The sequence below is a fragment of the Streptomyces zinciresistens K42 genome (genome assembly GCF_000225525.1).
GTDB lineage: Bacteria > Actinomycetota > Actinomycetes > Streptomycetales > Streptomycetaceae > Streptomyces > Streptomyces zinciresistens.
In genome coordinates this window covers 1-20,926 of record NZ_AGBF01000121.1, presented here as the reverse complement: position 1 = coordinate 20,926, position 20,926 = coordinate 1, and the positions used below count along the sequence as shown (strand labels likewise).

The following is a 20,926-nucleotide window of genomic DNA, read 5'->3' as shown; positions in this document are numbered from 1 at the left end:
GCGCGCTGCGCGGTCCGGCGCGGGCGGTGCCGCGGGCGCGGCGGGCCGGACCCGGTCACGCCGCGGCACCCGCGTCCGGCGTCCCGCGGCGGCGCGGCTCCCGCACGGGGCACGGTGACGAAAACGAGCCGTATGGAGCAAGCGTCCGGCGGGGGGCGGCGAAACGCCGCCGTGGTCCTTCGCGCATTCACATAAAGCGACGAACATGCCCGGTCATGGAGATCTTGCTCGTCGCCAGCGCGTTCAACAGCCTCTCGCAGCGCGTGTACGCGGACCTGTCGGACCAGGGGCACCGGGTGGGCGTCGTGCTCGCCGACCGGGGCGCCGACGCGGTCCGGGACGCGGTACGCGCGGCCCGCCCGGAGCTGATCGTGGCTCCCCTGCTGCGGACGGCACTGCCGGAGGAGGTGTGGCGTGAGCACACGTGTCTGGTGGTGCATCCGGGGCCGCCGGGCGACCGCGGGCCGTCGTCCCTGGACTGGGCGATCACCGACGAGGTGTCCCACTGGGGGGTGAGCGTGCTCCAGGCCGAAGCCTCCATGGGCTGTGGCGCTGTGTGGGCCGCCCATACCTTCCCGGTGCCGGCGGTGGGCAAGAGCGATCTGTACCGGGGCGAGGTCTGTGACGCCGCAGCGGCCGCCGTGCAGGAGGCGGTGCGGCGGTTCGCCGAAGGAACGTTCAAGCCGCAGGCCCAGACCGACGCCACCGCCCGCGTGGTGTGGCGGGACGCCTTCCGCCAGGAGCAGCGGCGGATCGACTGGGAGAAGGACACGACACGTACGGTGCTGCGCAAGCTGCGCGCCGCCGACTCCCAGCCGGGCGTGCTCGACGAACTCCTCGGGCGGGAGCTGTTCCTGCACGGCGGGCACCCCGAGGACCGGCTGCGCGGCTACCCCGGCGAGCTGATCGCGACACGCGCCGGCGCCGTCTGCCGGGCGACCGTGGACGGCGCCGTGTGGATCCCCGAGCTGCGGCCCCGCGTCGGCTCGGGCGACCCGGCGCCGTTCCGCCGCCCGGCGGCCTCGGTGCTGGACTCCTTCCAGCGGCCGGCCGAGCCGCGGCTCCCGGAGATCGCCGCCCCCCTCGAACTGCCCGCCGACCGCAGCACCTGGACCGACATCCGCTACCGCCAGGAGGGCGGCATCGGGTTCCTGCGGTTCTCGTTCCCCGGCGGGGCGATGAGCACCGAGCACTGCCGCCGGCTGCTGGCCGCCTACCGGTACGCGCTGACCCGGCCCACCCGGGTGCTGGTGCTGGGCGGCGCGCGGGACTTCTTCTCCAACGGGATGCATCTGAACGTCATCGAGGCGGCCGCCGACCGCGCGGGCGAGTCCTGGGCCAACGTCAACGCCCTGGACGACCTGGTCGAGGCGGTGCTGCGGACCACCGACCGCCTGGTGGTGGCGGCGCTCGGCGGCAACGCGTCGGCGGGCGGCGCGATGCTCGCCCTGGCCGCCGACGAGGTGTGGTGCCGGGCGGGCGCCGTCCTCAACCCGCACCACCGCCGGATGGGCCTGTACGGGTCGGAGTTCTGGACGTACACGCTGCCGCGCCGGGTGGGCACGGAGACCGCGCACCGGCTGACCACCGAGGCGGTGCCGGTGAGCGCGGCGACCGCGGCGCGGATCGGGCTGGTGGACCGCGTGGTGACGGTGCCGCCGCACGAGTTCACGGCCGAGGTCGGGCATCTGGCCGCCGCGCTGGCCGCCGACCCCGACCTCGGGCGGCGCATCGACGCGAAGCCGGCGGCGCGCCACACGGACGAGAAGCGGCGGCCGCTGGCGGAGTACCGGCGGGACGAACTCGCCCGGATGCGGGCGATCTTCTTCGATCCGCGGGCCCCGTACCACGCGCTGCGCTCGGCCTTCGTCCGCAAGCAGCCGGTCTGACCCGGGGCGGGGGGCCGCCGGTCGCGGGAGGCAACCGGAGCGGCGCGCGGGGCGTCTTCCTGCGGGGGCGGAGGGATCGGACGGCCCGCCGCGCGAGGAGCGAGGACGACACGATGAGCGACAAGGCGCGCAGACTCTTCGAGGCGCTGGACCTCGACTCCGACGGGACCCTGACCCGTACCGAGGTCATCGTCGCGCTGCGCACGAAGGGGCCCTCGCTGGTCGCCGCGGGAGACCTCCCGCTGTGGGGCCTGGGTGACGACGACGCCTCCTCGGCGCTGTTCGACGCCGCCGACCAGAACGGCGACGACGTGCTCACCCCGGAGGAGTTCGAGGCGGTCGTGGACCGCCGGTTCGGCTGGCGGGACCGCTGAGCGCCGTCCGGCTCCCGCGAGGGGACCGGACGGCGCCCGGGGTCCGGGGGGTCAGGCGAGTTCCACCAGGAGGTCGCCCCCCTCGACCTGCTGGACGCGGTTGATGGCCAGCCGGGTCACCGTGCCGGACTTCGCGGCGGTGATCGACGCCTCCATCTTCATCGCCTCGATGGTGGCCACCGTGGCCCCGGCCTCCACCGTGTCGCCCTCGGCCACCGTGAGGGTCACCACGCCGGCGAACGGCGCCGCGACATGGCCGGGGTGGGACCGGTCGGCCTTCTCGGTGACGGGCGCGTCGGTGGCCGCGCCGCGGTCGCGCACCTGGATCGGCCGCAGCTGGCCGTTCAGGGTCGACATCACGGTCCGCAGGCCGCGCTCGTCCGCGTCGCCGACCGCCTGCAGCTCGATCAGCAGCCGCACCCCGCGTTCCAGGTCGACGGCGTACTCCTTGCCCGGACGCAGCCCGTAGAAGAAGTCCTTGCTGTCCAGCACGCTGGTGTCGCCGAAGGTGTCGCGGTGCGTGTCGAACGCGCGGGTGGGCCCGGGGAAGAGCAGCCGGTTGAGCGTGGCCCGCCGGTCCTTCGCCAGTCCCTCGCGGTCGTCCGCGCCGAGTCCGGGCACGGGCTTGGCGCCGGCGCGGCCGGTCAGGGCCTTGCTGCGGAACGGCTCGGGCCAGCCGCCGGGCGGGGTGCCCAGCTCACCGCGGAGGAAGCCGACGACGGAGTCGGGGATGTCGAAGCGGTCCGGCGCCGCCTCGAAGTCGGCCGGGGACACTCCGGCTCCCACCAGGTGCAGGGCGAGGTCGCCGACGACCTTGGAGGAGGGCGTGACCTTCACCAGGCGGCCCAGCATCCGGTCGGCGGCGCCGTACATGGCCTCGATCTCCTCGAAGCGGTCGCCCAGCCCCAGCGCGACGGCCTGGGTGCGCAGGTTGGAGAGCTGGCCGCCGGGGATCTCGTGGTGGTAGACGCGGCCGGTCGGCGCGGCGAGCCCGGCCTCGAAGGGGGCGTAGACCTTGCGGACGCCCTCCCAGTACGGCTCCAGGTCGCCGACGGCCTGGAGGTCGAGGCCGGTGGGCCGCTCGGAGTGGTCCGTGGCGGCGACGATCGCCGACAGCGACGGCTGCGAGGTCGTGCCCGCCATGGACGCCACGGCCCCGTCGACCGCGTCGGCGCCGGCCTGGATCGCGGCGAGGTAGGTGGCGAGCTGGCCGCCCGCGGTGTCGTGGGTGTGGATGTGCACGGGCAGGTCGAACTCCCGGCGCAGCGCGGCCACCAGGGTGGCCGCGGCCGGTGCGCGCAGCAGGCCCGCCATGTCCTTGACGGCCAGCACATGGGCGCCCGCGGCCACGATCTGCTCCGCGAGGCGCAGGTAGTAGTCCAGCGTGTAGAGCTTCTCGGCCGGGTCGGACAGGTCGGAGGTGTAGCACAGGGCCACCTCGGCGACGGCGGTACCGGTCTCCCGTACGGCCTCGATGGCGGGGCGCATCTGGCCGACGTCGTTGAGGGCGTCGAAGATGCGGAAGATGTCGATGCCGGTGGCGGCGGCCTCCTGCACGAAGGCGTCGGTGACCTCGGTGGGATACGGGGTGTAGCCCACGGTGTTGCGGCCGCGCAGCAGCATCTGCAGGCAGATGTTGGGGACGGCCTCGCGCAGGGCCGCCAGCCGCTCCCAGGGGTCCTCGGCGAGGAAGCGCAGGGCGACGTCGTACGTCGCTCCGCCCCAGCACTCCAGGGACAGCAGCTGCGGCAGGGTGCGCGCCACCAGGGGGGCGACGGCGAGCATGTCCTTGGTGCGCACCCGGGTGGCGAGGAGCGACTGGTGGGCGTCGCGGAAGGTGGTGTCGGTGACGCCGATGGTGGGTGAGGCGCGCAGCCAGGACGCGAAGCCCTGCGGGCCGAGTTCGGCGAGCCGCCGGCGGGAACCGGCGGGCGGCTCCCCGGCCGGGAGCAGGGGAAGTTTCGTCAACGGGTCGAGCAGTTCGGGCCGTTCGCCGTGCGGCTTGTTCACGGTGACGTCGGCGAGGTAGGTCAGCAGCTTGGTGCCGCGGTCGGCGGAGTGCCGGGCGGTGAGCAGGTGCGGGCGCTGCTCGATGAACGACGTGGTGACGCGGCCGGCCCGGAAGTCGGGGTCGTCCAGGACCGCTTGGAGGAAGGGGATGTTGGTGGCCACGCCGCGGATGCGGAACTCGGCGACGGCGCGCCGGGCCCGGCCCACGGCGGTGCTGAAGTCGCGGCCCCGGCAGGTGAGTTTGACCAGCATGGAGTCGAAGTGCGCGCTGATCTCCGTACCGGCGTGGGTGGTTCCGCCGTCGAGGCGGATGCCCGAGCCGCCCGGTGAGCGGTAGGCGCTGATGCGGCCGGTGTCCGGGCGGAAGCCGTTGGCGGGGTCCTCGGTGGTGATGCGGCACTGGAGCGCGGCGCCGCGCAGGGTGACGGTGTCCTGGGCGAGGCCGAGGTCGGCCAGGGTCTCACCGGCCGCGATCCGCAGCTGCGACTGGACGAGGTCGACGTCGGTGACCTCCTCGGTCACCGTGTGCTCGACCTGGATGCGGGGGTTCATCTCGATGAAGACGTGGTGGCCTTCGCGGTCGAGCAGGAACTCCACGGTGCCCGCGTTGCGGTAGCCGATCCGGCGGGCGAAGCGGACGGCGTCGGCGCAGATCCGGTCGCGCAGCTGCGGGTCGAGGTTCGGGGCGGGGGCGAGTTCGACGACCTTCTGGTGGCGGCGCTGCAGCGAGCAGTCCCGCTCGTAGAGGTGGATGACGTCGCCCTGTCCGTCGGCGAGGATCTGCACCTCGATGTGGCGGGGCTCCACGACGGCCTTCTCCAGGAAGACGGTCGGGTCGCCGAAGGCGGAGGCGGCCTCCCGGGACGCCGCCTCGATGGCCTCGCGCAGCCGGGCGGGGTCCTCGACGCGGCGCATGCCCCGGCCGCCGCCGCCCGCGACGGCCTTGACGAACACGGGGAAGCCGATGTCCGCGGCGGCCCCGACCAGCTCGTCCGCGTCGGTGGAGGGCGCCGAGGAGCCCAGCACCGGCACGCCGGCCTCGCGGGCGGCGGCGACCGCGCGGGCCTTGTTCCCGGTGAGCTCCAGGATGTCCGCGCTCGGCCCGACGAACGTGATGCCCGCTTCCTCGCAGGCCCGCGCGAGGTCGGGGTTCTCGGACAGGAAGCCGTATCCGGGGTACACGGCGTCCGCTCCGGCGCGGCGCGCGGCGCGGACGATCTCCTCCACGGAGAGGTAGGCGCGCACCGGATGTCCGGGCTGTCCTATCTCGTAGGCCTCGTCGGCCTTCAGCCGGTGCAGGGAGTTGCGGTCCTCGTGCGGGAAGACGGCGACCGTGCGCGCGCCCAGCTCGTAGCCGGCGCGGAACGCGCGAATCGCGATCTCTCCGCGGTTGGCGACCAGCACCTTGCGGAACATTCTTGATCCCTTCAGCCGGTGACTGAGCACCCATGGTGTCGGCGCGCCGGTCCGCACGCCATGTGAGCCGGGCCACTGAGGGCCGGTTCCGGGAGCGGCCGGAGTACCCCCGCGCGCCCCGGGCCCACGGGGCCGCGTCACCCGACCGACCGACCCGGGCGGGCGGCGGCGACGCACTCGGGGACCGCACACCCGATACTGGGAGGGAACGCTGCACAACAAGGCAAAAGGAACGGCAGCGGCGCCCGGGGCGCGCACCGCGGGCGCGGCGAACGGCGCGAGAGGGCGAGAGGGGAGGACGATGCACGACACATCCCCGATGTCGCTCAGCGAGAGCCCGGACGATCCGTTCTCGGTCCGCCGGTCCGCCGCGGCGGTGCTGGACGGTCGCGGACGGATCGTCGGGTGGAGCGAGCAGGCCGCCATGCTCCTCGGGCACCGGCCCGAGGAGGTGCTGGGCCGGCCGGCCGGCGAGGTGCTGATCGACCCCGGCGACCTCGCCGTCGTCGCCGAGGCGACCGCCGCCTGTCTCGCCGAGCAGGGGTGGTTCGGTCTGCTGCCGGTGCTGCACCGCTGCGGACGCCGCGTCTTCGTGGGCTTCCGGGCCCGCCGGGTGCGGCGGCTGGACTCCACGTACGAGTGGCTGCTGGTCGGTTCGCTCGCCGAGGACATCACGCAGTGGGAGGTCGACCGGGCGGTGCTGGACGGCTTCTTCCTGCGCTCCCCGATCGGTGTCGCCGTGCTCGGCCCCGACCTTCGCGTCCTGCGGGTGAACCGGGCGATCGCGCGGTTCGGGCAGCTGCCGGCCGAGGCGTACCGGGGGCGGCGGGTCGCGGAGTACCTGCTCGGCCCGGACGCGGACTGGGTGGAGGACAAGCTCCGGTCGGTGCTGGAGACGGGACGGCCCGTGATCTTCGCCGAGCAGCGCTGCCGGCTGCTGCACGACCCGCTCAGGGAGCTGGTCATCTCCATCTCGGCGTTCCGGATGCAGGACCCGTCGGGGAGGGTGCTGGGGGTCACCGAGATCGTCGAGGACGTCACCGACCGCCATCACGCGCGCCGTCGCCTGGCGCTGCTCAACGAGGCGGGGGCGAGGATCGGCAGCACCCTGGACGTCGCGCGGACCACGCGGGAGCTGGCGGACGCGGCGGTGCCCGCCATCGCCGACGCCGTGTCGGTGGATCTGCTGGAGCCGGTGACGCGCGGGGAGGAGCCCGAGCCCCGCTCGATGGGGCCGCTGCGCCGGACGGCCGTGCGCGCCTCCCGGCCCGAGGGGCTGAAGGTGATGTACCCCGAGGGCCATCTGTTCTTCTTCCCCGACGACACGGCCCCGGCCCGCTGTCTCGCGGAGCGGCGTCCGGTGCTGCTGCCCGCGCTGGAGGCGGGCTCCGGCTGGTTCGCCAGCGAGCCGGAACGGGCGGAGCGGGCGCTCGCGCTGGGGGTGCACTCGCTGATCGCGGTGCCGCTGGCCGCGCGCGGCGTCGTCCTCGGGCTGGTGTGCCTGTGGCGCTCGCAGCGGCCCGAGCCGTTCGAGGCGGACGATCTGCGGCTGGCGGAGGAGTTCGCGGGGCGGGCCGCGGTCTGCATCGACAACGCCCGCCGCTACACCCAGCAGCACAACGCCGCCGAGGCGCTGCAGCGCAGCCTGCTGCCCGGCGAGGTGCCCGAGCACCCGGCGGTCGGGACGGCGTACCGCTATCTGCCCGCGCGGGCGTCCACCGGGGTCGGCGGCGACTGGTTCGACGTGATCCCGCTGTCGGGGCTGCGGGTGGCGCTGGTCGTCGGCGACGTGGTGGGGCACGGCATGCACGCCTCGGCCACGATGGGCCGCCTGCGCGCCGCGGTGCGCACCCTCGCGCATCTCGACCTCGCGCCGGACGAGGTCCTCGCGCGGCTCGACGACCTGGTGGACCAGCTGGCCACCGAGCAGCAGCAGAGCGAGAACATGCCGCAGATCGTGGGCGCGACCTGTCTGTACGCGATCTACGACCCGGTGTCGGGGATCTGCGCCATGGCCCGCGCGGGTCACCCGCCGCCGACCGTGCTGGGGCCGGACGGCCGGGTGCGCCCGCTCGACGTGCCCGCGGGGCCGCCGCTGGGCGTGGGCGGGCTGCCGTTCGAGACGGCCGGCGCGGAGCTGGCCGAGGGGAGCCTGATCGCGCTGTACAGCGACGGTCTGCTGCTGGCCGGGGGCCGCGACGTCGACCAGGGTCTGGCTCTGCTGCGCGCCACGCTCGCGGGGCCGGGCCCGTCGCTGGAGCACGTCTGCAAGGCGGTGGAGGACGCGATGCTGCCGGGGCGGCCCGCGGACGACATCACGCTGCTGCTGGGCCGCACCCGGGTGCTGGGGCCGGGGAGCGTGGCCTCCTGGGACCTGTCGGCCGAGCCGACCGCCGCCGGTCTCGCCCGGTCGCTGGTGCGGGAGCGGCTGGCGCGGTGGGGGCTGGAGGAGCTGGCGTTCACCACCGAGCTGATCGTCAGTGAGCTGGTCACCAACGCCTACCGGTACGCGGGCGGTCCGGTCCTGCTGCGGCTCATCCGCGACGGCCATCTGATCTGCGAGGTCTCCGACACCAGCAGCACCTCGCCCCATCTGCGCCAGGCCGGCAGCACCGACGAGGGCGGGCGGGGCCTGTTCCTGGTGGCCCAGCTGTCGGAGCGGTGGGGCACCCGCTACGGCTCCAACAGCAAGACGATCTGGTCCGAGCAGCCGCTGACGGCGGCTCAGGAGGGCGTGGCCCCCTGACGGCCGGCCCGCCCCGCCTCACAGGGCGGTGCCGAAGTTCTGCGTCCAGTAGGGGCCGCCGGGGCCGTCGTTGAAGCCGATCCCGATGTCCTTGAACGAGCAGTTGAGGATGTTGGCCCGGTGGCCGGGGCTGTTCATCCAGGAGTCCATGACGGCCTGCGGGGTCGGCTGGCCCTTGGCGATGTTCTCCGCGTAGGAGGACCAGCGGTAGCCGGCGGCGGTGATGCGCCGGCCGGGGTCGGCGCCGTCGGGGTTGGTGTGCTCGAAGAAGTTGCGGGCGGCCATGTCGTCGGAGTGGCCCTGGGCGGCCTTGTTCAGCTGCGGGTTCTCGTCCAGCGCCCCGCAGCCGGCGGCGGCCCGCTCCTTGTTCATCAGCGCGACGACCTGCCCCGCGGTGCCGGAGGGGACCGGCTGCGCCGGGGGAGGGGCGGTCGCGGTCCGGGTGGGGCGGGGTGTGGGCCGCTTGGTCGGGGCAGCCTTCTTCGTCGCCTTCGGACTCGTCGAGGGGGTCGGCTTCCTGGACGGCGAGGCGGACGGCGACGCCGGGGCGGAGGACGCGGGGGAGGCTTCGGGCGTCCGGGACTCAGCGAGGTCGGCGACGGGCGCGTTCGCGGACCGCGCGGCGGCCGGCTCCTCGTCGCCGGTGCCGGGTCCCGCGCCGAAGTACCACACGCCGCCGCCCGCGACGACGGCCGCGGCGACGGCGCCCGCCACGGCGCGCCGTCTGACGCGCCGTCGGCGCCGGGCCTCGCCGCGGGAGAGGGTCCGGCCCCGTGCGACGCCCGCGCCGTGGGCGGAGACGGCGGTGGCCGATCCGGCGGGGGCCGTTCCGCCGGCGGACAGCACCCGGTCCAGCAGCGCGGGCGTCGCCGCGACCAGCGCGAGTCCGGCCAGCAGTCCCTCGGCGGGCATCAGCCCGCTCCACAGGCCGGAACACCGCGCGCATCCACGGGCGTGCCGGGCTATTCGCTTGCGCCACAGCGCGGAGGGGCGGTGGTCCCAGGAGGCGAGGAGCCCCTGCAACTCCTCGCAGCGGGGCCGTGCGTCGAGCGCGCGCACCACCACCCGGGCCGCTTCCAGCTGCGCCTTCATCCGCTGCACCCGTACGGCCGTGTGCTGCGGGGAGAGTTCGAGGGCCACGGCGACCTCGGCGCGGGTCAGTTCACCGGCGCACTCCAGCCACCACAGCGACAGCAGCGCCCGGTCGTCGGGTTCCAGCCAGCGTGTGCCCCGCGCGGTCTCCTGGCGCTGCCCCGACAACTGCAGCCGCACCATGGTCAGGTCCACGAAGTCGGCGCCCGGGTCGGCGAGTTCCCCGGCCTCCTCGACGCCGCCCGGGGCGGACCGCCGGGCGTGCCAGTGCGCCCGGACCTGGTTCATGGCGATCGCCACGAGCCAGGAGCGGAAGTTCCCCGGATCGCGCAGTCCGCCGAGGGCGTCGAGGGCGCGGAGCATGGTCTCCTGCACCACGTCGTCGACGTCGACGGAACCGTTCAGCGCCCGCCCCACGACGTTGTACACCAGCGGGAGGTAGGCGCCGACCAGGGCTTCCCGGGCCTGCGGGTCGCCGCCGCGAGCGGCGGCGACCAGGTCCGCCGGTTCCCTCGTGCGCTCTGTACTCATCACAAACTTCCCTGTCCTCGACGCCGAACGCTGCTGTCCGATACCTGGGAGATCGCCCGGCGGGCCGTGGATAACGGTTCTCCGGAGCGTTCTCGGGAGCTTTCTTCGGACGCGTGTTCCCCGAGAGACTCACGACCCGGGGGCGGGCGCGCAATGGGGGACGTCACATCGGGTGCCGAGTACGGGGGAACGTCGTGGAATGCCGTGAATGGACCGCTCGGCCCGGTACCTCCGCGGGGACGGGCGGCCTCCTCGGGCCGGCCCGGGTCCCCGGCGGCCGCCGCGAAGTCCCCGTGCAGGCGGCCGGGTTCGGAGGGGGCGAGGACGTCCGCCTGCACGGCTACGTCGACCGACCGGCCGGTCGGGTGTTATTTTCGACCATGGGAAAGCGATCCCGGCGCCCGCCCCGTCGGCGGTGCGGGCGCGGTGGATCAGGGAGAACAGGACGCTCATGGCAGTCGAGGCGGACCGCGCCACAGCCCGCAGGGCCCAGATCTTCGAGGCCGCGGCCGGGGTCTTCGCGCGCCAGGGGTACCACAACGCGCGCATGGACGACATCGTGAGGGCCTCGGGCCTGAGCAAGGGCGCGCTGTACTGGTACTTCAAGAGCAAGGAGGAACTGGCCACCGGCCTGGTCCACCAGATGCTCAGCCACGAGGCCGAGGCGATGCGGGCGGTCATGGCGAGCGGGGCTCCGGCGGCGGACCGGCTCCAGGTGCTCGTGCGGGCCTTCAGCGGTGATCTCACCAAGAACCCCGAACGGGCCTCGCTGGCCCTGGAACTGCTCGCGCTGGCCCGGACGATCCCCGACATCCGCGGCTGCTTCGACTCCCACCACGAGTACTTCGTGGAGCAGATCGCGGCCCTGCTCGGCGAGATCACCGGCACGGGCGGGGACTCGTCCGCCGCCCGCGCCGCCGCGCTCGCGTTCGCCTCGCTGATCGACGGCCTGATGCTGCGCTGGACGCTGTCGGTGGACCCGTTCGACCTGGAGAGCGCCCTGCGGGAGTCCGCGGAGATCCTGATCCGGGGGACACGGGCGGGCGAGCGGGACTGACGGGGCCGCGCCGGGGAGGGTGCCGCCCCGATGCCGGCACCCTTCCCCGGCGCGGCCGGTTCGCGCGGGACGCGGTCGCGTCCCCTACACCGCGACGGGCCGGGACGGCGCGGGCTGCGCCGCCAGCCGTCCGCTGCGCGCGAGGGCCGCGACCGAGGCCGCGCAGGCCAGCCCGGTGACGGTGAGGGCGGCCCAGGTCAGCCAGAGCGCGTCGCGGCGCTGCGCGAAGTCCCACAGGGCGCCCGTGCCGAGGTTGCCCAGCGTGATGCCCATGCCGGAGACGGTGTTGTAGAGGCCGTAGTGGGTCGCGACCAGGCGGTTGCCGGACAGGGCCACCACGGTGTCCATCTCGAACGGGTAGACCACCGCGGAGCCCGCCGCGAGCAGCACCACGGCGGCGACCAGTGAGGCGAGCACCGCCACCGGTGAGCCGGCGGGGGCGAGCGCCAGCGGCAGGAACGCCAGCCCCATCGCCGCGAGCCCCCACACCAGTGCCTCACTGGGCTGCCAGTGCTTCTTCGCCCAGCCCGTCAGGCGCAGTTGGCCGACGACGGCGACCGCGGCGGAGACGACGAACAGGCCGCTGGTGACCTTCGTGCCGTTCTCCCCGAGGGCGTCCGCGGCGGCCAGCGGCAGCGCGAGATAGACCTGGAAGGTGAGGACGTAGGAGCCGATCATCGCGCCCGAGAAGAGCAGGAACGGCCGGTTGGCGACGACGGACCGCCACTGCTCCAGCACGCCCTGGGCCCGGCCGCCGTCCGCCGTGTCGCCGTGGCGGGCGGGCAGCGCGCGCCACTGCAGCAGGGTCAGCACGGCGAAGACGGCGGCCGCCACCGTGCACACGAGCCGGAAGTCGGCGGCCAGCAGGGCGAGTCCGACGAGCGGGCCGAGCAGCATGCCCGCCTGGTAGTAGACGTTGAAGGCGGCGAAGGCGTCCACCCTGCGCTCCCCCGCCTCGGCCGCCAGGTAGGCCCGCACGGCCGGGTTGAACAGGGCTCCCGCGAAGCCCGTCGCGGCGGAGGCGGCGACGAGCGCGGGCAGGCTGTCGACCCAGCCCAGCAGACCGAAGCCGAGCGTGCGCAGCAGGCACCCGGCCATGATGGGCGCCTTGTAGCCGAAGCGGTCGGCGAGGGTGCCGCCGATGAGGAACATGCCCTGCTGGGAGAAGTTCCGTACGCCGAGGACGAGTCCGACGGCCCAGGCGGCGAGGCCGAGCCCGCCCGCCAGATGGGCGGCCAGGTAGGGCATCAGCATGTAGAAGGCGAGGTTGATGGCGAACTGGTTGGCCATCAGCAGCCGTACGGCGGGCGGGAAGGAGCGGGTCTGCCGCCACAGCGACGTCATCGGGCGGCTCCGGTGAGGACCGGCTCCTGTACGGCGGCGGCCGAGAGCGGGTCGCGCACGTCGGTGCAGCGGGTCCAGCGGGTGACGGTCCGCTGGCCCGGGTGGGCGATCTCGTCCGGGTCGTCGGCGGGCAGATGGCCGAGGAGCCCGTTCTCCCGGCAGTAGGAGTCGTCGAAGACGGTGCCGACGTAGCGCTGCGGTCCGTCGGGGAAGACGGCGACGATCCGCTCCTCCGACGGCAGGGTGCGGGCCAGCCAGCGGGCGACCAGGGCGACCGCGCCGACGCTCCATCCGCCGGTGGCGTAGTGGTTGCGGGCCAGTCGGCGGGCGGCCCACACCGATTCGGGAGCGGCCACCCAGTGGACCTCGTCGAAGAGGTCGTAGGCGACGTTGCGGGGGTAGATGCTGCTGCCGAGGCCGCGCATCAGACGGGGTCCGGCGGGCTGGCCGAAGATCGTGGAACCGGTGGTGTCCACGCCGACGACGCGCAGGCGGGGGAAGAAGCCGCGCAGGACGGACGCGATGCCGGCCGAGTGCCCGCCCGTGCCGACCGAGACGACGAGGGTGTCGATCCGGCCGAGCTGGGCGACGAGTTCGTGCGCGAGCGGGGCGTAGGCGGCGACGTTGTCGGGGTTGTTGTACTGGTCGGGGCACCAGGCGTCGGGGTGGACGGAGAGGAGTTCCTCCACGCGCCGGCGGCGCGCCTGCTGCCAGCCGCCGGTGGGGTGGGGCGTGTCGACCATGTCGACCTCGGCGCCGTACGCCGTGAGCAGCCCGACCATGAGGGGTTCCATGCCGGGGTCGGTGACGACGGTGACGGGGTGCCCGTAGGTGGCGCCGGCCAGGGCGAGCCCGAGGCCGAGCGTGCCCGAGGTCGACTCGACGATGCGCGCGCCGGGCAGGAGCCGGCCGCGGTCGCGGGCCGCGCGCACCATGTACAGCGCGGTGCGGTCCTTGATGCCGCCGGGGTTGTGGCCTTCGAGCTTGACCCAGAAGCCGCTCCCGGCGGCGGTGAAGGGCTCGCCGATCCACAGCACGGGGGTGTCGCCCACCAGTCCGGCGGGGGTGTGCATCGGGCGTTTGGCGTCGGCCAGGAGCTGGGCCGGGCAGGCGGGGGCGGCGGTACGGGTGGACAGGTTCATGGCGTGCGTCTCCTGCGGCCGGCGCCGTCGGGGGCGGCCGGGCCGTACGTAGGGGGAAGGTGTGCGGAGCCGGTCGGGCGTCGCCGTGCCCGCCGCGGTGGCGGAGCGGCGGCGCGGGAGCGGTCAGGTCCGCCACACGCCGATGAGCGCGCGCGCGTTCCCGTGGGAGGAACGGCCCGGGAGGGGGGTGGAGTCGGGGGGTCTCGCGGACAGCCACCGGATGGGGGTGCGGTCGGCGGGCAGGACGTCGTGGACCACCGGCAGCGTCGGCGCCACGTCGCGCGAGGGCTGCATCGTCGACTGGTCCACGCCCTGGCAGTGCATGTCGCTGTCGTCCGACGGGGCGGGCCGGTCGACGCCCGGTCCGGGCCGTTCGGACGGCGACCCGCAGGCGGCGGTCACGGAGAGTGGGGTGTCGGCGCCCATCGCGGCGGCGGACGCCGGCCCGTGGGAGCAGGCAAGGACATGCATCAGGGCCGCCAGCAGCATCACGAGCACCGCTCCGGTCCAGGACGCGGAGCGGTGGTCACGTGTCACCGACCAGGCCCTCATGAACACAAACAGTAATGGGGTGACTACATAAAGTTCTCGTCAGGGCGGGTCGGCGCACCGGGACCCCACCCGCTCCGCCGAGGCCGGATTCACGGCCGCCCGGCGGGCACCCGCGCTCCTGCGGCGGGTGACACGCGGGCACCCCCGGGGTCGGGCGATCACCTTTTCGGGTGAATCCTCGCCCCGTTCGGCCGCACCGCGTCCCCCCTCGTCGGCACCCCCGACCGACTGGCTCCCTCCCTCCGGCAGGGGGCATAGAACCTGGTCAACGCTCATACGATGAGCAGTCCGGTGTTGTTCACGTCACCCTCTGGCGCCCGCGGTGCGGCGCGTCGCCGCCGCGCGGGCCGCTACCGTTTCGACAACGGCCCGGAGTCGGCTCGGGAGGACGGACGGGGGTGCGACGGTGACGGTGATGCGACGCTTCTCGGCGGTGGTCGTCCTGCTCGTCACGTCCGTGCTGCTGCACTTCGCGACCCCGCATCAGCCCTCGGCCCCGCCGCGGCCGGTGACCGCCCAGGCGTCCGTCGCCGCGGTCGAGACGCGCAAGACGCACACCCCGCCGCCCGCGGTGGTGCGCGGCGGCAGTGCCCCGCAGCACCACGAGGCCCCGGCGGACACCGTCGCCCTGGTGCCGCGCACGGACAGCCCCGTGCCGCCGCCCGCCGTCGCCGACGACACCCTCGCCGTGGGCACGGTCGCGGCCCTGCCCGGCGTCTCCGGCGCCCCGCACGCCCGCACGGCGAGAGACGCCTGGAACCCCGGCGCCGCACCGGCGCCCACACCCTGCTCGCTGCAGACGTTCCGCTGCTGACAGGCCGCGTGCCGACGCGCCCTCCGCGACACCTCCAGGCATCCGCCCCCGGCCGGCGTCCCCGTGCGGACACGGCCCGGCGAGCCGTGCCCGCGAGCGCCCGGCACGCACTCTTCGCGCCCTTTCCGACCAGAGCCCGACGAAGAGTCATCGAGGCCACCTCATGCAGACACTCATCGAGCACGCCCGTGCTTTCCCCACCCGCGTCACCGGCCGGCAGGAGGAGTTCACGCGGCCGGCAGGCGGCCGGCCGCCGCAGGCCCTGTTCGTCTCCTGCTCCGACGCCCGGGTGATCCCGTCGCTGTTCACGGGAGCCCTCCCGGGCGACCTGTTCGAGATCCGCACGGCCGGCAACATCGTTCCCCCCTATCGCGCCCAGGCCGCGTGCGCGGTCGCCGGGTCCCTGGAGTTCGCCGTCCGGGCCCTCCAGGTGGGCGACATCGTGGTGTGCGGCCACTCGGACTGCGGCCCCGTGGAGGGGCTGCTGCGCGAACGCACCGTCCAGACGATGCCGTTGGTGCGCCGCTGGCTGACCGGGGCCGGCTACCGGCCCGACGCCGAGGAGCCCTGGCAGGCCCAGGGGCTCGGCGCGGACGCCGTCGCCGCGACCCAGCAGCATGTGCTGACCCAGCTCGGCCATCTGCGCAGCTACCCCTTCGTCGCCCGGCGCGTCGCGTCGGGCCGACTGCGGCTGCACGCCTGGTACTACACCGTCGAGACCGGTGAGGTGCTGGCCACCGCACCCGGCGGCACCGCCTTCACACCCCTGTGAACCTGCCGCGGCACACTCCGCCACCCGGCCCCCGGCCGCGCTGACCCGACGTTCCTTTCCCCCACAGAGAGAACGCCATGACCTCACCCCTCACCTCCCTCCGGCGCGCTCTGCGCACGGACTTCACCTCCTCCCTCGTCGTCTTCCTGGTGGCCCTGCCGCTGTGCGTGGGCGTCGCCATCGCCTCCGGTGTGCCGGCCGAACTCGGCCTGATCACCGGCATCGTGGGCGGTCTCGTCACCGGACTGCTGCCCGGCAGCAGCCTTCAGGTCAGCGGCCCGGCCGCCGGTCTGACGGTGCTGGTGCTGACCGCCGTGACCGAGTACGGGCTGCCCGCTCTCGGCGTGATCGTCCTGGCCACCGGAGTGCTCCAACTCGCCCTGGGCGCGCTGGGACTGGGACGCCTGTTCCGGGCGATCTCCCTGTCGGTGGTGCACGGGATGCTGGCCGGCATCGGACTCGTCCTGATCGCGGGCCAGTTGTACGCCCTCGCCGACCGCAAGGCGCCCGGCAGCGGACCGGCCAAGGTGACCGGTCTGCCCCGGCTGACCGTGGACGTCCTCACGTCGGGCCCCTCCCTGACCGCGGTCGGGGTCGGCACCGGCACCGTCGTGGTGATGGCGCTGTGGAAGCGGCTGCCCGGCAGGGCGCAGCTGCTTCCCGGCCCGCTCGTCGCGGTCGGCCTGGCGATCCTCGCCACGGCCGCCTTCGACCTGCCGGTCGCCCGCGTCCGGGTCAGCGGTCTGCTCAACGCCGTACGGCTGCCCGCGCCGGGCGACTTCGCGGCGCTGGCCGACATCGGTCTGCTGACCACCGTCGTCGCCTTCACCCTGATCGCCTCGGCGGAGTCGCTGTTCAGCGCGGCGGCGGTGGACCGGCTCCACCGGGGGCCGAAGACCCATTACGACAAGGAGCTGATGGCGCAGGGCGCGGGCAACACGGTGTGCGGGCTGCTCGGCGCGCTGCCGATGACCGCGGTGATCGTGCGCAGTTCGGCCAACGTGCGGGCCGGGGCCCGCACCAAGCTCTCCCGGGTCCTGCACGGGGTGTGGCTGCTGCTGTTCGCCGCGCTGCTGCCGCAGGCCCTCGGTGTGATCCCCACCGCGGCGCTCGCGGGCGTCCTGCTGCACGCCGGCTTCAAGCTGCTGCCGCTGAAGGAGCTGCGGCCGCTGTGGCGCGAACACCGCGGCGAGGCCGTGGTCCTGCTGGTCACGGCGGGGGCGATCCTGGTCACCAACATGTTCGAGGGGGTCCTGATCGGCCTGGTCATGTCCGTGATGAAGACGGCCTGGGACACCTCGCACGTGCACATCCAGGTGGACGACCCGGGCTCCGGCCCGGTGACGGTCCGGATAATCGGTCACGCGACCTTCCTGCGCCTGCCGCGCATCCTGGACGCCCTGGAACGGCTGCCCCAGGACCGGCCCGTGGCCCTCAACCTGGCGGGGCTGCGCCATCTCGACCACGCCTGCATGAGCGCCCTGCAGAGCTGGGCCGACCAGCACAACGCCCATACGGTCGAGCCCGACTCCACCGCCCCGGCGGCCTGAACCCCGACGGCCCGCGGGGCGGCGTTCCGGCCGCCCCGCGGGCCGTCCGGCTCCGCGGTGAACGACGAGCGGGTTTCGCCCGTACTCCCTGTCGTCCCCCTGTCTGCCGCAGCGCAGGATCACCCGGATACGAAGAGGCCCCGTGCAGAACCCACCGCGACGCCGCACCCGCAACGCCCGGTCCGCCAGCCGCCCGGTACGCGGTGCCGTCGCAGCAGCCGCCGGTCTGGCCCTCCTCCCCCTGCTCGCCGGGTGCGGCGGCGGGAAGGACGACGAGGCGGCGACCCGGCCGTCGCTCTCGTCCGCCCCGGTCGCCCAGCTCGTGGCACCGGCCAAGGTCGAGGTGATCGCCCAGCTCACCGGGTGCAAGGCCAGGATCCGGGTCGACGCGGAGGAACTGCGCCAGGGCCTGTGCCACACGAAGGCGGCCGACTTCGTCATCACCACCTTCCCCGAGGAGAAGTTCAAGGACTCGTGGCTGGAGGCCGCGACCCCCTACGGCGGCAGGTATCTGGTGGGCTCGCGCTGGGTCGTGGCGGCCAAGCCCAAGCTGCTGGAGCCGCTGCGGGCCAAGCTCGGCGGTACGGTCCGGGAACTGCGCGGCTTCGGCCCCGCCCCGAGCGCGTCGTAGCGGCCGAGTGCTTCCCCCGCACACCCCCGACGCGCCGCGCACCGGGTCCTCGCCGCGCCCCGGGCGAGCGTCCCGTACGACCCACCGCTCCGGAGGCCGCCTCATGCACTCGGCAGCGCGCCGGGCAAGGAAACCGCTCACCCTCCTGGCGCTGCTCGGCGCCGTGGCGGCCCTCGTCCTGGGCGGAGCCGGGCCCGCCTCCGCCCATGCCGTGCTGACGCGCAGCGCGCCGTCCGACACCTCCGTGGTGAAGAAGGCGCCGCGGGAGGTCAGCATCTCCTTCACCCAGCCGGTCGGCCTCCCCGAGAGTTCCCTGCGCGTGCTGTCCCCGAGGAACGTCCGGGTCAGCGAGGGCCGGGCCGAGCACAGCGACGGCTCGAAGCGCACCGCGCGGATCGCGTTGACGGACAAGCTGATGAAGGGCACGTACACGGTGTCCTGGCGGGTCATCTCCGACGACGGCCACCCCATCTCCGGGGCGTTCACCTTCTCCGTCGGCAAGCCCTCCGCGACCTCCGCGGCGCTGTCGTCCGTCCCCTCGGCCGACCCGGTCGTCTCCCTGCTCAACCAGGTGTCCCGCTACGCCGCCTACGGGGGCCTCACCCTGCTCGTGGGCGTCGCCGGCTTCGTCCTGCTGTGCTGGCCGGCGGCCCTCGCCCTGCGGCTGGTGCGCAGGCTGCTGCTGGCCGGATGGCTCACGCTGGCGGGCTCCGCGCTCCTGCTGCTGCTCCTGCGCGGTCCGTACGAGACCGGGCGGGGTGTCCTCGGCGCGTTCGACCCGTCCCTGCTGGCGTCCACGCTGGGCGCCAAGGCAGGCACCCTGCTGCTGATCCGGATGCTGCTGGTCATCGCCGCGGGGCTCGTGGTGGCGCGCTGGGCGGGACGTCCGGCGGACCGGGCGGGCTCCGACGCGGAGCCCGCCCCGCCGGGCACGGGCGTGCGGATCGCGGGGGTGCTGCTGTCCGTCGCCCTGGCGGTCACCTGGGCGGCGGCCGAACACGCCTCCGTGGGACCCCAGGTCGCCGTGGCGATCCCGGCCGCGGTCCTGCACATCCTCGCCATGACCGTATGGCTGGGCGGACTGCTCACCCTGGTGCTGATGCTGCGCCGGACGGGGACGGGCCCCGAGGTCCCCGCGTCCGCCGTCGCCCGCTTCTCCCGGCTGGCGTTCGGCGCGGTCGCCGTGCTGACGGTGACCGGCGTGTACCAGTCCTGGCGGCAGGTCGGCTCGCTCGGCGCGCTCGCCTCCACCGAGTACGGCAGGCTCCTCAGCGCGAAGGTGGTCCTGGTGGTGCTCGTCCTGGCCGCCGCGGCCTTCTCCCGGCGCTGGACCGCGCGCCTGGTCCGCGCGGCGCCGGCCGCCCCGCGTCGGACGGCGGCGGAGTCACCGCGGCGGGTTCCGGTGACCCAGACCGTGGGCGGCGGTTCCGCCGCCGCCCACGACGGGAGCGCGCCGCTGCCGCCGCCCTCCCCCGCCGGCGTGGGCGGCCCCGATGTGCCGGACGAGCCGTCGCGGCCCGTTCCGTCCGGGCCGCCGCGTGAGGAGCACCGGCGCGGGCTGCGGCGCTCGGTGGCGGTCGAGGCCGTACTGAGCCTGATCGTGCTGGCGATCACCACCGTGCTCACGGGGACCCAGTCCAGCCGGGCGGTCGCCCAGTCCGCGGCCTTCGCGGCGGTCCCCCGGCAGCCCCCGACCACCCTGGCGGTGATCCCGTTCGACACCGGGGCCCCGGGCGGCAGCGGCCGGGTCCAGGTCACCCTGTCCCCCGGGCAGGTCGGCGAGAACGTGGTGCAGGCCGTGGTCTACGGACCCACCGGTCTGATCAGCGCCGTGCCGGAGATGCGGATCACCCTCACCCAGCGCGCCAGGGGGATCGGCCCGCTGGACGCGAAGCTCACCGATCTCCAGGGCTGGTGGTCGGGTGACACGCTGCGGCTGCCGGTGCCCGGCACCTGGCTGATGCGGGTGACGGTCCGCGTCAGCGACGTCGACCAGACGACGGTGTCGCAGAACGTGACCATCAAGGCGCTTCCCTGACGGTGCGGCGGCCGGACGGCGCGTCCCCGTCCGGCCGCCGCACTCCTGCGCGGTCCCGGGCGGCGGGACGCGGTCGCGCGTGCGGACGGTCGCCGCCCGCGCGATCAGCTGCCGGCCGCGCCCGTACGGCGCCCGGCCAGCCACCAGGCGCCGCCGCCCAGGACGATCAACGCCACGACCACACCGCCGACGACCAGGCCGGCCGAGCCGCCGTCGTCGTTCTTCCGGTCGGCGGCCGCCGAGGCCGCGTCGCCGGAGGAGCCGGCGCCCGGTGCCGAGGCGGATGCGGACGCGGGGGGACTGGCCGGCTCGGAGGCCGCCTGGTTCGGGGTCAGGGGCTTGGCGCCGGGCGCCGCGGCCTTCAACTTCAGGATCGGCGCGGGCTGTTCGGGTTGTTCGCCGCCGGTGGGGAGTTCGATCCAGCGGGAGATCTTGCCGTCGCTGTAGGTCTCGATCGTCTTGAACGCGAGTTCCTTGGCGTCCGGCAGCTGGCGGACCCTGACCTTGTACTCCGCGTCCTTGCCGGTGGGGAGTTCGGGGCCGGCCACCGTGAAGCCGTCCGCCCCGGCCTTGAGCTTCCAGCCCTTGGGCGCCTGCTCCAGCGTGACGTCGGCCGGCGCGATGCCCCGGGGCAGCACGACGCGCATCTGGACGAAGCCCGCCTTGTCGGACTCGGCCTCGGAGGCGAAGTCGAGGGTGACGTTCTCCGCGAGCGCCTGCGCGGTGTCGGACTCGACCTCCACATGGGCGGAGGCCGGACCGGCCAGGGCCAGGGCTGCGGGCAGGGCGAGTACGCCGGCGACACCGAGCCGCAGCGCGGCGCGGCCGGGAACGCGGGGGGACGTGGCCACAGGAGGACTCCTTGCTGAAGCGGTGACCGGGCGGCCCGGAGCGGGACCCGGGTGAGGGGAGGGGCCGGAACGTGCCCGTGTCCGGGCGGCCCCCTGCGCGTCAGCGCGCGTTCGAGT

General features: G+C 74.6%; 15 protein-coding genes. 9 read left to right on the top strand and 6 right to left on the bottom strand.

Going from position 1 to position 20,926, the window contains the following annotated elements; all coding sequences use genetic code 11:
- The first annotated feature begins 215 nt into the window (after positions 1 to 215).
- Entirely contained in the window at positions 216 to 1,889 is a 1,674-nt protein-coding gene (locus SZN_RS25625) for an enoyl-CoA hydratase-related protein (RefSeq protein WP_007500367.1), read from the top strand.
- 113 nt (positions 1,890 to 2,002) lie between these two features.
- Complete coding sequence (locus tag SZN_RS25620) at positions 2,003 to 2,263, top strand: EF-hand domain-containing protein (protein WP_007500365.1); 261 nt, start codon at positions 2,003 to 2,005, stop codon at positions 2,261 to 2,263.
- Between the two features lie 51 nt (positions 2,264 to 2,314).
- On the opposite strand, the gene SZN_RS25615 is transcribed toward SZN_RS25620, so the two are convergent.
- Positions 2,315 to 5,689 (bottom strand): pyruvate carboxylase, encoded by a 3,375-nt coding sequence (locus SZN_RS25615; protein ID WP_007500363.1) that lies wholly within the window; start codon positions 5,687 to 5,689, stop codon positions 2,315 to 2,317.
- A gap of 301 nt (positions 5,690 to 5,990) precedes the next feature.
- Here SZN_RS25615 and SZN_RS25610 point away from each other — a divergent pair, with 301 nt between their 5' ends.
- A complete protein-coding gene (locus SZN_RS25610; protein WP_007500360.1) occupies positions 5,991 to 8,435 on the top strand; it encodes a SpoIIE family protein phosphatase in 2,445 nt (814 codons plus the stop codon).
- Between the two features lie 18 nt (positions 8,436 to 8,453).
- Here the strand turns inward: SZN_RS25610 and SZN_RS25605 are convergent, their stop codons facing one another.
- Positions 8,454 to 10,058 carry a sigma-70 family RNA polymerase sigma factor gene (locus tag SZN_RS25605; RefSeq protein ID WP_007500358.1) on the bottom strand — a complete coding sequence of 535 codons (1,605 nt, stop codon included), beginning with the start codon at positions 10,056 to 10,058 and terminating at the stop codon, positions 8,454 to 8,456.
- Between the two features lie 451 nt (positions 10,059 to 10,509).
- Between SZN_RS25605 and SZN_RS37730 the strand changes: the two genes are divergently transcribed.
- Positions 10,510 to 11,115, top strand: coding sequence for a TetR/AcrR family transcriptional regulator (locus SZN_RS37730; RefSeq protein WP_007500356.1), 606 nt, complete (start codon positions 10,510 to 10,512; stop codon positions 11,113 to 11,115).
- A gap of 84 nt (positions 11,116 to 11,199) precedes the next feature.
- Here the strand turns inward: SZN_RS37730 and SZN_RS25595 are convergent, their stop codons facing one another.
- The 3 genes from SZN_RS25595 to SZN_RS25585 form a co-directional block, all read right to left on the bottom strand.
- Positions 11,200 to 12,459, bottom strand: coding sequence for an MFS transporter (locus SZN_RS25595; RefSeq protein ID WP_007500354.1), 1,260 nt, complete (start codon positions 12,457 to 12,459; stop codon positions 11,200 to 11,202).
- Positions 12,456 to 13,601 (bottom strand): PLP-dependent cysteine synthase family protein, encoded by a 1,146-nt coding sequence (locus SZN_RS25590; RefSeq protein ID WP_007500352.1) that lies wholly within the window; start codon positions 13,599 to 13,601, stop codon positions 12,456 to 12,458. Before SZN_RS25590 ends, SZN_RS25595 begins: the two co-directional genes overlap by 4 nt.
- 123 nt (positions 13,602 to 13,724) lie before the next feature.
- On the bottom strand, positions 13,725 to 14,138 hold the full coding sequence (locus tag SZN_RS25585) for a hypothetical protein (RefSeq protein WP_007500350.1): 414 nt from the start codon (positions 14,136 to 14,138) through the stop codon (positions 13,725 to 13,727).
- A 430-nt stretch (positions 14,139 to 14,568) separates the two neighbouring features.
- Here SZN_RS25585 and SZN_RS25580 point away from each other — a divergent pair, with 430 nt between their 5' ends.
- The 5 genes from SZN_RS25580 (at position 14,569) to SZN_RS25560 (ending at position 19,958) form a co-directional block, all read left to right on the top strand.
- Positions 14,569 to 14,967 carry a hypothetical protein gene (locus tag SZN_RS25580; RefSeq protein ID WP_139063576.1) on the top strand — a complete coding sequence of 133 codons (399 nt, stop codon included), beginning with the start codon at positions 14,569 to 14,571 and terminating at the stop codon, positions 14,965 to 14,967.
- 163 nt (positions 14,968 to 15,130) lie between these two features.
- Positions 15,131 to 15,739, top strand: coding sequence for a carbonic anhydrase (locus SZN_RS25575; protein WP_007500345.1), 609 nt, complete (start codon positions 15,131 to 15,133; stop codon positions 15,737 to 15,739).
- 77 nt (positions 15,740 to 15,816) lie between these two features.
- The gene (locus SZN_RS25570) at positions 15,817 to 17,289 is read left to right on the top strand and encodes a SulP family inorganic anion transporter (protein ID WP_007500343.1); all 1,473 of its coding nucleotides are present in this window, start codon (positions 15,817 to 15,819) and stop codon (positions 17,287 to 17,289) included.
- Positions 17,290 to 17,431: 142 nt separating this feature from the next.
- On the top strand, positions 17,432 to 17,920 hold the full coding sequence (locus SZN_RS25565) for a hypothetical protein (protein WP_007500341.1): 489 nt from the start codon (positions 17,432 to 17,434) through the stop codon (positions 17,918 to 17,920).
- A gap of 103 nt (positions 17,921 to 18,023) precedes the next feature.
- Complete coding sequence (locus tag SZN_RS25560) at positions 18,024 to 19,958, top strand: copper resistance CopC/CopD family protein (RefSeq protein ID WP_007500339.1); 1,935 nt, start codon at positions 18,024 to 18,026, stop codon at positions 19,956 to 19,958.
- A gap of 104 nt (positions 19,959 to 20,062) precedes the next feature.
- On the opposite strand, the gene SZN_RS25555 is transcribed toward SZN_RS25560, so the two are convergent.
- Positions 20,063 to 20,809 (bottom strand): DUF1775 domain-containing protein, encoded by a 747-nt coding sequence (locus SZN_RS25555; RefSeq protein WP_007500337.1) that lies wholly within the window; start codon positions 20,807 to 20,809, stop codon positions 20,063 to 20,065.
- Between the last annotated feature and the right edge of the window lie 117 nt (positions 20,810 to 20,926).